9 protein-coding genes and 1 pseudogene are annotated in these 12,639 nt (G+C 39.7%); 4 read left to right on the top strand and 6 right to left on the bottom strand.

Annotated features, from left to right (window positions below):
* Positions 1-93: 93 nt before the first annotated feature.
* The 4 genes from lpdA to pdhR form a co-directional block, all read right to left on the bottom strand.
* Positions 94-1,518: a dihydrolipoyl dehydrogenase gene (gene lpdA, locus CXF76_RS01910; RefSeq protein ID WP_007586124.1), complete on the bottom strand. Its 1,425-nt coding sequence runs from the start codon at positions 1,516-1,518 to the stop codon at positions 94-96.
* Positions 1,519-1,693: 175 nt separating this feature from the next.
* Complete coding sequence (gene aceF, locus CXF76_RS01905; protein ID WP_101162933.1) at positions 1,694-3,613, bottom strand: pyruvate dehydrogenase complex dihydrolipoyllysine-residue acetyltransferase; 1,920 nt, start codon at positions 3,611-3,613, stop codon at positions 1,694-1,696.
* A gap of 10 nt (positions 3,614-3,623) precedes the next feature.
* Positions 3,624-6,290: a pyruvate dehydrogenase (acetyl-transferring), homodimeric type gene (aceE, locus tag CXF76_RS01900; protein WP_101162932.1), complete on the bottom strand. Its 2,667-nt coding sequence runs from the start codon at positions 6,288-6,290 to the stop codon at positions 3,624-3,626.
* A 90-nt stretch (positions 6,291-6,380) separates the two neighbouring features.
* Complete coding sequence (pdhR, locus tag CXF76_RS01895; RefSeq protein ID WP_007586129.1) at positions 6,381-7,130, bottom strand: pyruvate dehydrogenase complex transcriptional repressor PdhR; 750 nt, start codon at positions 7,128-7,130, stop codon at positions 6,381-6,383.
* A 546-nt stretch (positions 7,131-7,676) separates the two neighbouring features.
* Here pdhR and CXF76_RS01890 point away from each other — a divergent pair.
* The gene (locus CXF76_RS01890) at positions 7,677-8,129 is read left to right on the top strand and encodes an REP-associated tyrosine transposase (protein ID WP_101162931.1); all 453 of its coding nucleotides are present in this window, start codon (positions 7,677-7,679) and stop codon (positions 8,127-8,129) included.
* A gap of 521 nt (positions 8,130-8,650) precedes the next feature.
* Here the strand turns inward: CXF76_RS01890 and ampE are convergent.
* Complete coding sequence (gene ampE, locus CXF76_RS01880; RefSeq protein WP_101162929.1) at positions 8,651-9,502, bottom strand: beta-lactamase regulator AmpE; 852 nt, start codon at positions 9,500-9,502, stop codon at positions 8,651-8,653.
* Positions 9,503-9,515: 13 nt separating this feature from the next.
* On the bottom strand, positions 9,516-10,070 hold the full coding sequence (ampD, locus tag CXF76_RS01875; protein ID WP_101162928.1) for a 1,6-anhydro-N-acetylmuramyl-L-alanine amidase AmpD: 555 nt from the start codon (positions 10,068-10,070) through the stop codon (positions 9,516-9,518).
* Between the two features lie 421 nt (positions 10,071-10,491).
* Here ampD and nadC point away from each other — a divergent pair, with 421 nt between their 5' ends.
* The 3 genes and pseudogenes from nadC to CXF76_RS20770 form a co-directional block, all read left to right on the top strand.
* Positions 10,492-11,343, top strand: coding sequence for a carboxylating nicotinate-nucleotide diphosphorylase (gene nadC / locus CXF76_RS01870; protein ID WP_101162927.1), 852 nt, complete (start codon positions 10,492-10,494; stop codon positions 11,341-11,343).
* Positions 11,344-11,825: 482 nt separating this feature from the next.
* The gene (locus tag CXF76_RS01865; RefSeq protein ID WP_101162926.1) at positions 11,826-12,251 is read left to right on the top strand and encodes a pilin; all 426 of its coding nucleotides are present in this window, start codon (positions 11,826-11,828) and stop codon (positions 12,249-12,251) included.
* 63 nt (positions 12,252-12,314) lie between these two features.
* Positions 12,315-12,639, top strand: a pseudogene (locus CXF76_RS20770) (O-antigen ligase family protein); the annotation flags it as partial.

Genomic DNA, 12,639 nt, shown 5'->3' with positions numbered 1-12,639 from the left:
CATTGAATTAATTCAACATCTCTTAAATTAAAAACCAGGCATAAAAAAACCCAACCGAAGTTGGGTTTTTCAAACAAATGCTAAAAAGTTAAATTACTTCTTTTTAACTGCTTTTTTGTTTGGTAAGTCAGTGATCGAACCTTCAAAAATTTCAGCTGCAAGGCCGATTGATTCATTCAATGTAGGGTGAGCATGAATAGTAAGCGCTAAGTCTTCACCATCAGCACCCATTTCAATACCTAAACCGATTTCGCCAAGCATTTCGCCCGCGTTAATACCGATCATAGCACCACCGATTATACGGCCACTTTCTTTATCAAAAATAAGTTTAGTAGAACCTTCAGTACGAGATGATGCAATAGCACGGCCAGATGCTGCCCACGGGAATACCGCAGTTTCAATTTTTAGGCCTTGCTCTTTTGCTTCTTTCTCAGTAACACCTACCCAAGCGATTTCTGGGTCAGTATACGCAATCGAAGGAATACATTTAGGGTCGAAGAAATGCTTCTGACCAGAAATAACTTCTGCAGCAACATGACCTTCATGAACCGCTTTATGCGCAAGCATAGGCTGGCCAACTAAGTCACCAATTGCAAAAATATGGCTTACGTTAGTACGTAACTGCTTATCAACATTAATAAAGCCACGCTCATCAACGTTTACGCCCGCTTTTTCAGCATCAAGTAAGTTACCGTTTGGAGTACGGCCAACTGCAACAAGCACTTTGTCGTAACGTACAGGTTCTGCTGGTGCGTTTTTACCTTCAAACGTTACGTATAAGCCATCTTTTTTAGCTTCAACACCAACAACTTTAGTTGAAAGCATTACGTTGAATTTTTTGCTTACGTATTTTTGGTAAATTTTGATAATGTCTTTATCAGCTGCTGGAACTAATTGGTCAGCAAATTCTACAACATCAATTGCAGAACCTAGTGCACGGTAAACCGTACCCATTTCAAGACCGATAATACCACCACCAAGTACAAGTAGTTTTTCTGGTACATCTTTAAGCTCTAGCGCGCCAGTTGAATCAATTACACGGTCATCTTGTGGGATGAAAGGTAAGTTAACTGGTTTAGAACCTGCTGCAATAATCGCGTTATCAAACGTGATAGTTGTAGAGTCTTTCTCGCCTTCAACTACTAAAGTATTGCTGCCAGTGAATTTGCCGTAACCAGATACAACTTTCACTTTACGCATTTTAGCCATGCCCTCTAGTCCACCAGTTAACTGGCCAACTACAGAATCTTTCCAAGTACGAACTTGGTCAAGATCGATCTTTGGTGCGCCAAAAGTAACACCATGAGATGACATTTCAGCTGCATCATCAATCACTTTAGCTACGTGTAAAAGTGCTTTTGAAGGAATACAACCAACATTAAGACATACGCCGCCTAATGTTTCACGAGATTCTACCAATGTAACTTCTAAGCCCAAGTCAGCAGCGCGGAATGCCGCAGAGTAACCACCAGGACCACCGCCTAGTACAACAACTTGAGTTTTTAATTCGTTGCTCATGCTATTACCTTAATTGTTTGAACGGGACACTGCCCTAAAGTTTAACTGCCATGTTTCTGCAAGGCAGAAAGTGAGAGCAGCTCACAAATTTGTGCAAAGATTGTATCATTGCAAATGGTAAAAATCCCAGCTAAAAACAACTGGCTGGGATTTGATTCTATTCATTGTCCAGCGATTACATCACCAATTGGCGAATATCGCTCATGTAACTTGCAAGAGTCACAGTAAAGCGTGCAGCAAGTGCTCCGTCAATAACCCTATGGTCGTATGACATAGACAGCGGAACCATTAGTTTTGGTTCAAACTCTTTGCCATTCCATTTAGGTTTCATTTCAGATTTAGACACACCTAAAATAGCCACTTCTGGTGCATTAACAATCGGCGTAAATGCCGTACCGCCAATACCGCCAAGGCTAGAAATAGTAAAACAACCACCTTGCATATCAGACGATGTAAGCTTACCGTCACGTGCTTTAACAGATACTTCCATTAATTCGCGTGATAGTTCAATAATGCCTTTTTTATCAACATCTTTAAACACTGGTACAACTAAACCGTTTGGCGTATCAACTGCAACACCAATGTTAATGTACTTTTTAAGAATTAAGCTTTCGCCGTCTGCAGAAAGCGATGAGTTGAATTTTGGAAATTCAGCAAGTGCTTTTGCAGCTGCTTTCATTACAAACACAAGTGGCGTAATTTTAACACCCAGCTTTTTCTTCTCGCTAAGCACATTTTGCTCTTTACGGAATACTTCAAGGCTTGTGATATCAGCTTCGTCAAACTGTGTAACATGTGGGATTTGTACCCAGTTACGGTGTAAGTTTTTGCCTGATAGCTTTTGAATACGAGACAGCTTTTGCTCTTCAATTTCGCCAAACTTAGTAAAATCAACTTTAGGCCATGGAATAAGACCAAGCTCGCTACCACCAGCGCTACTACCTGCTGACAATTGACCAGACTCAACTTGCTTAACTAAGTTTTTAACGTAGTTTTGCACGTCTTCTTTAACTATACGGGCTTTGCGACCAGTGCCTTTAACGTTAGCTAGGTTAATACCAAACTCACGCGCTAAACGGCGAACAACAGGTGATGCATGAGCATACGCGCTGTTTTCTGTGAAGCTTTCATTACTTGCTTTTGCTGGTGCCGCTTGAGCCGGTGCCGACTCAGTTTTAGCCGCTGCTGCAGGTGCTGATTTTTCAGCGGGTGCAGATGCTGCTACTGGCGCGCTGCCTGCAACTTCAAATACAAAAATTAATGAGCCTGTCGATACTTTATCGCCTGCGGCTACTTTAATTTCTTTAACTGTACCTGCAAATGGAGCTGGTACTTCCATTGCAGCTTTGTCGCCTTCAACGTTTAAGATTGATTGATCTTCTTCAACCGTATCGCCAACTGCAACCATAATTTCAGTTACTTCAACTTCATCGCCACCAATATCAGGTACATTAACTTCTTTAGTACTTGGTGCTGCATTTGCTGTTGAGCTAGCTGCTGGCGCTTCTACAGGAGCCGACTCTTTAGCCGGTGCTGCAGATTCACTTCCTGCTACTTCAAAAACAAACACTAATGAGCCTGTTTTAACTGTATCGCCAGCGGCGACTTTAATTTCTTTAACTATACCGGCAAATGGAGCGGGTACTTCCATTGCTGCCTTGTCGCCTTCAACGTTTAAGATAGATTGCTCTTCTGAAACAGTGTCGCCAACAGCAACCATGATTTCAGTTACTTCAACTTCATCATCGCCAATATCTGGTACGGTTACTTCTTTAGTTGAAGAACCTGTAGAAGCAGCAGGTGCTGCCTCTTCAGATTTAGCTGGAGCAGCGGCTGATGCTTTTTCTTCACCAGTGCTTTCACTCTCGCCTTCAAACAAAAATACTAAAGAGCCAGTTGTAACGGTGTCGCCAACGTTTACTTTAATCTCTTTCACTGTACCCGCTTGCGAAGCAGGTATTTCCATTGATGCTTTGTCGCCTTCAACATTTAATAATGATTGGTCAACATCTACTTTGTCGCCAACGCTTACTAATATTTCGGTTACTTCTACTTCATCGTCACCAATATCTGGTACTTTAATTTCAATACTCATTGCAAACCTCTTATGCGTACAGTGGGTTAAGTTTGTTAGTGTCGATGTTGAACTTTTTAAGTGCTTCAACAACTACTGACTTCTCAACTTCACCGCGTTTAGCAAGTTCAGATAACGTAGCAACAACAACGTAGCCCGCGTTAACTTCAAAGTGACGACGTAGGTTTTCACGGCTATCAGAACGACCGTAACCATCTGTACCTAGCACTTTGTAGTTGCTGCTTGGAATAAATGAACGCGCTTGTTCTGCGTAGTTTTTCATGTAATCCGTTGCTGCAACAGTCACAGAGTCGTTTAATACGCTTGTGATGAATGCTGTTTTTTGCTCGCTTTCAGGGTTAAGCATGTTGAAACGTTCAACATCTTGACCTTCACGCGTTAATTCGTTGAAAGACGTTACAGAGAACACGTCAGACGCAATGCCATACTCTTCGCTTAGAATCGTAGCGGCTTTACGTACTTCAGTCATAATAGTACCTGAGCTTAATAGCTGTACGTTGGCTTTTTTACCTTCGTAACTTTCAAGCTTGTAAATACCCTTACGAATACCTTCTTCAGCGCCTTCTGGCATAGCTGGCTGATGGTAGTTTTCGTTCATAAGCGTTAGGTAGTAGTAAATATTTTCTTGGTCATCACCGTACATACGACGAATACCGTCTTGTACAATAACAGCTACTTCAAACGCGTAAGTTGGGTCATATGAAATACAGTTAGGAACCGTATTAGCAAGAATATGACTGTGACCATCTTCGTGTTGCAAGCCTTCACCATTTAGCGTTGTACGACCCGCAGTAGCACCTAATAAGAAACCACGTGCTTGTTGATCGCCCGCCATCCATGCCATGTCACCAACGCGTTGGAAACCAAACATAGAGTAGTAAATGTAGAACGGGATCATTGGTAAATCGTTAGTGCTGTATGAAGTTGCAGCAGCAACCCATGATGACATTGCACCTAACTCATTAATACCTTCTTGAAGCACTTGCCCTGATACAGTTTCTTTATAGTAAGAAACAATATCACGATCCTGTGGTGTATAGTTTTGGCCATGCGGATTGTAAATACCGATTTGACGGAATAAACCTTCCATACCAAATGTACGCGCTTCATCGGCAATAATTGGTACGATGTTTTTACCAATGCCTTTATCTTTTAATAAGATATTAAGTGCACGAACAAAACCCATAGTCGTAGAAATATCACGTTTTTGTTCTTCAAGTAGCGGCTTAAACGCGTCTACTTCTGGCAACGTAAGTTTTTCACTAAAACGTGGAATACGCTTAGGTGTATAACCTTTAAGTTCATCACGACGAGCATGTAGATATTTATACTCAGGTGAACCTTCTTCAAGCTCTAAATAAGGTAATTCTGCAAGTTGCTCTTCAGATACTAAATCATCAAGACCAAGGCGTGAACGTAAATGCGCAACATGCGACATGTCCATTTTTTTCACTTGGTGCGCAATGTTTTTACCTTCAGCTGCTTCACCCATGCCGTAACCTTTTACAGTTTTAGCAAGAATTACAGTTGGACGGCCTTTCGTGTCTTCTGCTTTTTTAAATGCAGCAAATAATTTTGATGACTCATGACCACCACGCTTAAGCGCGAAAATTTCGTCATCTGTCATGTCAGCAACAAGTGCTGCTGTTTCTGGGTAACGACCAAAGAAGTTTTCACGTACGTACGCGCCATCTTTAGCTTTATATGTTTGGTAATCGCCATCAACAGTTTCGTTCATTAACTGTAGTAATTTACCCGTTGTGTCTTTAGCTAGAAGAATATCCCAACCGCTGCCCCACACTAGTTTAATTACGTTCCAGCCAGCGCCTTTAAACAAGCCTTCTAGCTCTTGAATAATTTTACCGTTACCCATAACTGGGCCATCTAAACGCTGTAAGTTACAGTTAACTAAGTAACAAAGGTTATCTAGTTTTTCACGTGCAGCAAAAGAGATTGCACCGCGTGATTCTGGCTCATCCATTTCACCGTCACCTAAAAACGCGTATACACGTTGGTTTTTAGTATCTTTTAAGCCACGACCATCTAAGTATTTTAAGAAGCGTGCTTGGTAAATAGACGAAATAGGACCTAAGCCCATTGATACCGTAGGGAACTGCCAAAATTCAGGCATTAACTTAGGGTGAGGGTACGATGGTAAGCCTTCGCCATCAACTTCTTGGCGGAAGTTATCTAGTTGTGCAGCCGATAAACGACCTTCAACAAATGCACGTGCGTAAATACCTGGAGAAATATGACCTTGGTAATAAACTAAGTCACCACCGTCTACATCATTTGGTGCTTTAAAAAAGTGGTTAAAACACACTTCATAAAATGCAGCAGATGATTGGTAAGACGCCATATGGCCGCCTAAGTCGAGATCTTTTTTAGATGCACGTAGAACGATCATAATCGCGTTCCAACGTATAATTGAACGAATACGACGCTCAAGATTTACATCACCCGGGTAAGCAGGTTCTTGATCTACAGGAATAGTATTAACGTAGTTCGTGGTAATACCCGTTGGCATATCAACGCCGTCTAAACGGGCTTGCTCTAATACTTGCTCAAGTAAAAACTGAGCTCGTTCAACACCTTCTTCGCGCACAACTGATTCAAGAGCTTGTAACCACTCTTGTGTTTCTAGCGCGTCTACGTCAATTTTATTGACTTCAGACATATGGAGGTTTCCTTATGTTTAAAATACGAATATTGTTAATTTAATATCACAGCTACTTAATTTGTGTGTTCAAAGTAGTTATGTACTAACTTAATTTTGTTTAGTGCGTCTTAAACTACGTTCAATTCGCGAATGTTCTTTGCCTGCTTCAAGTAGTGCTTCTTCTATAAATGCTAAGTGCGCATTACTTGCTAAACGGGCTTGTTCTGGATTACCGTCAATAACGGCATCCATTAATAAACGCCTGTGTTGGGCTAATTGACTGCTAATATCTGACTTTTTTAATAAAACAGTTAAATTTTGCAATACATTTTGCTCAAGCAGCGCTTTCATGCCTCTTACTAAATGCAGTAACACCACATTATGCGAAGCTTCTGCCACGCTAAAGTGAAATGCATTAATTGCTTTTGCTTTTTGCTGTAAATCATCATTAACTAGGGCAATTTTATCAAAGCTTTCTTTCACTTTGCTAAAATCGTTGCTGGTCCCGCGCAGTGCCGCGTAGTAAGCAGCAATCCCTTCTAATGCATGACGAAATTCAAGTAAATCAAACTGCGACTCAGGGTGTTTACTAATCAAATCAAAAAGTGGATCAGTAAGCCCTTCTTCGAGCTGATTTTTTACAAACGTGCCGCCACCCTGGCGACGCGTAACTAAACCTTTCGCTTCTAATTTTTGAATTGCCTCACGCAGTGACGGGCGAGACACTTCAAATTGCTTTGCTAGTTCACGCTCTGGTGGCAACTTTTCACCTGGTGCTAACGAGCCTTCAAGAATCATGTTCTCGAGTTGCTGTAAAATAACATCAGATAACTTTGCTGCTTTGATCTTTAAAGACATGAATCAACGTCCGCGTTGTATAAATACCAAGAGCCCATAAAGCGGGGCTTTGAGTAGTATGATTTACCCAAAAGGTAAATTGGTCATACCAAAAATTTTCAATACGGTATCAAAAACCTTATTAGCTGTCAATTTACAGGTAACTTGAGCAATTAAAGTAGCGTAACGCATTTTGAACGAAGATTAAACAATGCGCAATTTACAAAAATTGTTATAACGTTAATAGGATGAAAACAATTGGTCTGACCAGAAAAATAGAGTGTTAACTCTAGTTGAATTTATTAAAGAAATTAATAACAGGATAAAAGTACCAAAGAAATAGCTGCAATTTACACACGATCAGTCAACTAAATATAAAACATAATGCGCGCTATAAAATTTCGACAACGCAATATCGTAGCAGCGGGTTTACCCCGCGACTATTGTGCAAGTAATTACCTAAACGTAAAACACAATGCGCGATATAAAATCGCGACTACGCAAATTTATAAAAATTGCATATGCTTTAAATTCGTGGGTCTGTGATTACTAAAATACGGGTATGTTATGCATCGTTCATATTTATTACGAAAGGGAAGAGTATCAAAAGCAAACCACTATTATGCTATTACACTGGTTTGTCATGAGCGAAACAACCTATTCACAAGCTTAATAATTAATAGAGCTATTATCAATGAAATTAGGGGGTTAGAAAGAGAGAAACTGATTAAATCAAATACTTTCGTGATAATGCCAAACCATATTCATTGGTTATTACAATTATCCGATAGCGCAACATTAAGTGAGGTAATTAGAAGCTTCAAAGGACGCTCAGCCACGGTGTATAGACAATTTGGCAGACAAAAGCTTTGGCAAAAAGGGTTTTATGATCACTTAATAAGAAATACCGAAGACTTAAATAGCTGTGCTAGATACATAGTCGCAAACCCTTTGCGTGCAAATTTAATAGAAAATATTGCAGACTACCCATATTGGGATAGTATTTATCTAAACTCGTAGCAGCGGGTTTACCCCGCGACATTTGGCAACTAATCTCCCAACCGAAAAATACAATGCGCGATATAAAATCGCGACTACGCAATATCGTAGCAGCGGGTTTACCCCGCGACATTTGGCAACTAACCTCCCAACCGAAAAACACAATGCGCGATGTAAAATCGCGACTACGCAATATCGTAGCAGCGGGTTTACCCCGCGATATTTGGCAACTAATCTCCCAACCGAAAAATACGATGCGCGATATAAAATCGCGACTACGCAATATCGTAGCAGCGGGTTTACCCCGCGACATTTGGCAACTAATCTCCCAACCAAAAAACACAATGCGCGATATAAAATCGCGACTACGCAATCGTAGCAGCGGGTTTACCCCGCGACATTTGGCAACTAATCTCCCAACCGAAAAACACAATGCGCGATATAAAATCGCGACTACGCAATATCGTAGCAGCGGGTTTACCCCGCGACATTTGGCAACTAATCTCCCAACCGAAAACACAATGCGCGATATAAAATCGCGACTACGATAGTCCACCAAATAATGTAAGTAGTGCTATAAGTACTAAGTAAAATAATACATTGCGCTTAACAAGCTTAATCATACAAGTGGCCTCGTAGGTACAGCCGTAATAACGCTTTTCAACTTGCTCTGCAGCCAACGCAGTACATGTTACTACTTCTCGGTTTGGAGATTTAAAGTTAAGTACGTAACGTAGCCAACAGCTTGTGCCTTTATTAAAGTTACCTATTACTAAATAACCAAAGCTTGTAATGCGTGCAGGTAACCAGTCGAGCCAGAACAGTAGTTTATGTATAAGTTTAAAACGCTTAGCAAATATTACTTTATGATCTTCTCGTACTAAATCAGCTAAAGTACGTACCAGTGCATATAAAACCGCACCTGGCGCGCCTAAAACAACGAACCAAAAAATAACCGCACAGTAAAATCTAAAGTTTACCCACGCCAATATTTGCCCAAAGGTTTCGCCACCATCTTGATCATCAGTACGCTTTTGACCTATTTGCAACGCATATAAAGATGCAGCAGTACCGTCATCTCGCGTTAACGCATTTAAATACGACTTATATAAAGCACGCTGCTTAGCACAACCAAAGCAAACCAAAAGCACCGCGATATTAATGCCCAACTGCCACAAAACAAAATCAGATAAACAATAAATTAGTGCCATCGCAATCACTGGAAGTAAAAGCCAAATTAAAAAGCCCGGTGCTGAGCTAAATAAGCCCTTATCACCAAGTAATTTATTAGAGCGATTTAAATAACCATTTGCGTAATAACTTATCTGCCAGTAATTAGACCGAGCGCCTAAGCGCTCTAGTATTAATGCAATTATTATAGAAACTAAAATCATGGGAATAACTCTCTTAACTTAGTTGTTCAAGCATATTAAAAAACAATGGCCAATTAAAGCTACTGCCAGGATCTGTTTTACGCCCAGGGGCAATATCGCAATGCCCAACAATACGCGAAGGGGTAATTTTTGGATAGCGTTGCATTATAGATTTACTAATAATAGTTAATGTTTTGTACTGTGCTAAAGAATATGGAGCGGTGTCGGTACCTTCAAGCTCAATACCAATGCTAAAGTTATTACAAGCAGGTACCCCCTCAAACTCAGATTGCCCAGCATGCCAAGCACATTTTTCAAAAGGCACGTATTGTATAACCTCACCGGTGCGCTTTATAAAGCAATGGGCCGATACACGTAAATTATTTAAGTCACTAAAACTCGGATGAGCATTGCAATCAATGCTACCCATAAATAATTCATCAACGAAAGGTGTACCAAACTGCCCTGCTGGCAATGATATATTGTGAATCACCAATAAAGAAATATCAGCCTCATCAGGGCGCTCATCAAAATGCGAACAAGGCCGCTGCGCTACAGTACTTAAAACACCGTTTAAATCTATTTTCATGATACGTTTATTATATAAATATCAAGATATACATAGCACTGATGCTAATGGATTTATTAAAAAAATGATAGTAACAAGCGAGGTATAAAACCTCACCTACAAATAATTCAAACCCACACGTAGGTGCGAATTTACATCCGCTCATGTAACGTAACTTTTGAAATTAAAAACGAGGTATAAAACCTCACCTACAGATAATTCAAACCCACACGTAGGTGCGAATTTACATCCGCTCATGTAACGTAACTGTTGAAATTAAAAGCGAGGTATAAAACCTCACCTACAGATAATTCAAACCCACACGTAGGTGCGAATTTACTACAAGCGCTTATCTTTATATTGGCGAAAAGGCAATCGCTTCTCTTTCTTTTATAAACATAGTAAAATTTGCTTAATTTATTAACGCTTATGAGCTTTTATTATGTCTATCCCGCACTCTTTAGTTAGCCAACTTGTCACTCTTGCACTCGACGAAGATCTAAATTATCAAACCGCGCAAGCAGGCGATATTACCGCGCAGCTTATCCCTCAGAGCGAGCAAGCCAACGCAAAAGTAATCACCCGCGAAGACTGCATTTTTTGTGGAAAAGACATCATCCTTGAAGTATTCAAACAAGTAGACCCAAGCGTTAAGGTTAATGTACTAATAAACGACGGCGACGCAGTTAAAGCAAACAGCACATTATTTACCGCTATTGGTTCAGCTCGTTCAATATTAACTGCCGAACGTACTGCACTTAACTTTGTACAAACGTTATCAGGCACTGCAACTACTACAGCGCGTTACGTAAAAGAGCTAAGCGGCACAACTACGCAACTACTCGACACACGCAAAACCATACCTGGTTTGCGAGCACTTCAAAAATACGCGGTAAAATGTGGTGGGGGTGCAAACCATCGCATTGGCTTATTTGATGCTTTTTTAATTAAAGAAAATCATATAGCGGCTTGTGGCACAATAAACAAAGCCGTAGCTCAAGCTAAACAAAGCCACCCAAACAAACCTGTCGAAGTAGAAGTAGAATCACTCCCTGAACTTAAGCAAGCGATTGAGGCAGGTGCCGACATAGTAATGCTCGACAACTTTAGCGTAGAACAAATTAAGCAAGCTGTAATTTTAACCAATAAGCGCGCAAAACTAGAGGTTTCAGGCAATATGACCCTAGAAACGCTCAAAACTTATTCACAAGCCGGCGTCGATTTTATATCAAGCGGAGCGTTAACAAAAAACTTACAATCAATCGATTTATCGATGCGTTTTGAACAATTTTAAAGCAACAACTGCCAATTAATACCGCTAATCGATTGACAAGTTAAGTGAAAAAGCATTAAATAACCCGAAAGGCTTACTTTGTAACATTTTGTTAAATAAAATCGCTTTTTTATAAGAAGATACGTGCTAAATACTAAAATAAAATGGTAGACTAATTCTGTTGTACTATTTTATTTTAAAAGGTAGTCATAAATAACTAGTACCTTTAGTTTTTAAAGACATAATTAAAAACTAAAGCAACTAAACTACTTACTTTATGCCTATACTATTTGTTGCTACAACATGTAGTGCACTTAGTAAACTTTTATAGTTAGTACTAAACATAATGAATTCACATACGGCTTTTGTGTTTCATACTCTAAAGCTAAAGTGTAATAAAATTAATTTTAAGTAAAACTGTAAAGTAAATCAGTTAAATTAAGTGAGGCATTTGCCGCTTAAGTGATTTAAGTTACAAAAATCTATCCTTTAGGAGAGGAAACATGAAAACAATGACTCAAAAACAACAGGGTTTCACCCTAATTGAATTAATGATTGTAGTAGCAATCATCGGTATTCTTGCTGCAATCGCATTGCCTGCATACTCAAATTATCAAGCAACATCTAAACTAACTGCTGGTTTAGCTGAAATATCAGCTGGTAGAACTGGTTTTGAAATAGCAAAAAACAATGGACTTGCAACTGCTCCTCCTGTTGCTGACATAGGCCTAACCACCCCGACTAAAAATTGCACTATCACTACAACAGCAACTTCTATTACTTGTGCAATTTTAAGTGCACCAACACAAGTAGCTGGCGCAAAACTCACTTGGAATAGAAGTGATGCTGGAGAATGGTCATGTGTAACATCGGACATTTCATCTGCAGATGGTCAAGCCCTAGCACCTAAAAGCTGCCCTCATTCTTAATCATTTATTGATTACTAAAAGCGCCTAATTTGGCGCTTTTTTAATGCGTAAGAATCAGCATTTATGAATATAGTAAAAATAATAAAATCATCGCTTATCAGCTTGTTTTTTCTATGTACGCTAATACCTTTAATACCTGTAATTTCCTACGATTATCATAATCACCAACGTATCACCCAAATAGCTTTTTTACTTAGCATGAGCCTTATAGGGCTCACTTCTTTTATAGGCAATAAAGAGCCTACTTTTAAGCTGGCACTAAACAAAAAAAATGGAATATTATTTTCGGTTTTTATCTTCTGTGGTTATTCATCTGCATTAATGAGTGCGGAGCAAAGTTTTAGCTTACTTTACACATTTCATATAAGCTTACTTATTTTCACCATGT

The organism is Pseudoalteromonas sp. 78C3, from assembly GCF_002836695.1.
Taxonomy (GTDB): Bacteria; Pseudomonadota; Gammaproteobacteria; order Enterobacterales; family Alteromonadaceae; genus Pseudoalteromonas; species Pseudoalteromonas arctica.
The sequence above is the reverse complement of the archived record's forward strand: the minus strand, read 5'-3'. Positions and strand labels throughout refer to the sequence as shown.

Excerpts from the sequence above, each read along its gene's own strand:
- lpdA (WP_007586124.1), bottom strand. The coding sequence starts at position 1,518 with ATGAGCAACGAATTAAAAACTCAAGTTGTTGTACTAGGCGGTGGTCCT.
- aceF (WP_101162933.1), bottom strand. The coding sequence starts at position 3,613 with ATGAGTATTGAAATTAAAGTACCAGATATTGGTGACGATGAAGTAGAA.
- aceE (WP_101162932.1), bottom strand. The coding sequence starts at position 6,290 with ATGTCTGAAGTCAATAAAATTGACGTAGACGCGCTAGAAACACAAGAG.
- pdhR (WP_007586129.1), bottom strand. The coding sequence starts at position 7,130 with ATGTCTTTAAAGATCAAAGCAGCAAAGTTATCTGATGTTATTTTACAG.
- CXF76_RS01890 (WP_101162931.1), top strand. The coding sequence starts at position 7,677 with ATGCATCGTTCATATTTATTACGAAAGGGAAGAGTATCAAAAGCAAAC.
- ampE (WP_101162929.1), bottom strand. The coding sequence starts at position 9,502 with ATGATTTTAGTTTCTATAATAATTGCATTAATACTAGAGCGCTTAGGC.
- ampD (WP_101162928.1), bottom strand. The coding sequence starts at position 10,070 with ATGAAAATAGATTTAAACGGTGTTTTAAGTACTGTAGCGCAGCGGCCT.
- nadC (WP_101162927.1), top strand. The coding sequence starts at position 10,492 with ATGTCTATCCCGCACTCTTTAGTTAGCCAACTTGTCACTCTTGCACTC.
- CXF76_RS01865 (WP_101162926.1), top strand. The coding sequence starts at position 11,826 with ATGAAAACAATGACTCAAAAACAACAGGGTTTCACCCTAATTGAATTA.